Origin of the sequence: Anaerostipes faecalis (assembly GCF_018982945.1) — a bacterium.
Classification (GTDB): Bacteria; Bacillota; Clostridia; order Lachnospirales; family Lachnospiraceae; genus Anaerostipes; species Anaerostipes faecalis.
The window spans coordinates 1-1,187 of record NZ_JABRXE010000029.1 but is presented as its reverse complement, the minus strand read 5'-3'; the positions used below and the strand labels follow the sequence as shown (position 1 = coordinate 1,187).

Below are 1,187 nucleotides of genomic sequence, written 5' to 3'. Positions count from 1 at the left end.
AACCGGAAGAATTCCGCTGATGTATTTTAACAGAGAAAAGGCTTTCCTAAACAGCCTACCCGCTGATACCATAAGAAAGCCTTATCAAATCACCACAAATACCGTAAAAGTCAATCATTCAAGCATGTTTTATTACAAAGGATGCCAGTACTCTGTCCCACCAGAGTACGTAGGAAAGATTGTTTCTTTACAGGTATATGATGGTTATATACATGTGCATTGTAACACAGAATTAATAACCATTCATCAATTAAGTTCAAAAAAATTGAATTATATTTCTGAACATTATGCTGCAATTGCTAGAAAATCCCATATTTTCAAAGATGAACACATAATGGACAGAGCAAAAGAAAATCTTGAGATAATAGGAAAGGTTTATGATTATGAGTAATAGTACATACAATCAGTTAACAGCAAATCTGGAATTGTTAAAGTTAACCCAGATGAAACTTCATCTTGATGAAATAAGAGATTTTGTAACAACAAACGGATTATCATTTACGGAGGGTCTGTTAAAGCTCAGTAATTATGAAGTGGATTTTAAAGAACAGAATGCTTCACGGTCTATGATAAAGGCCGCAGCATTTCCATTTGTAAAAGAGCTTAAAGATTACGACTTTGAATTTCAGCCAAGTGTGAATGAACAGGAAATGAGGGAGCTTGCAAGTCTTGGCTTCCTCGAAAAGAATGAAAATATAGTATTTCTTGGACCGAGTGGCGTCGGAAAGACACATCTTGCAACTTCTATCGGTATTGCAGCCGCAAAAAAGCGAGTAAGCACATATTTTATAAAGTGCAATGATCTGCTCCAACAGCTAAAGCGGGCAAAACTGGAAAACAGGCTTGATGCAAGATTAAAGCATTTTTGTCATTACCGCCTGCTTATCATTGACGAGCTTGGATATCTGCCTATTGATAAAGAGGATTCAAATCTATTCTTTCAGCTTATAGATATGCGATATGAAAAGAAAAGCACTATATTAACAACAAATATGAACTTTAATGAGTGGGATGGAATATTTTATGATGCGGTTGTTGCAAATGCCATTATGGACAGAGTTTTGCATCATGCACATGTAATACCAATATCAGGAAAGTCATACAGGTTAAAAGACCACTTAAAACAAACAGACTAATTGTACATTTTTATATAATATTTTTTGTACATTAGGTCTTGACATTTTATA

The 1,187-nt window shown here is 34.5% G+C and carries 2 protein-coding genes; both read left to right on the top strand.

Translation table 11 applies throughout. The annotated features are described in order from the left end of the window. Window positions 1-391, top strand: a 391-nt coding sequence (locus KTB61_RS12865) for a Mu transposase domain-containing protein (protein WP_408630310.1), incomplete at its 5' end; no start/stop codon positions are given. Then, window positions 384-1,136: an IS21-like element helper ATPase IstB gene (istB, locus tag KTB61_RS12860; RefSeq protein ID WP_075760490.1), complete on the top strand. Its 753-nt coding sequence runs from the start codon at window positions 384-386 to the stop codon at window positions 1,134-1,136. The genes KTB61_RS12865 and istB, both read left to right, overlap by 8 nt. Window positions 1,137-1,187: the final 51 nt, after the last annotated feature.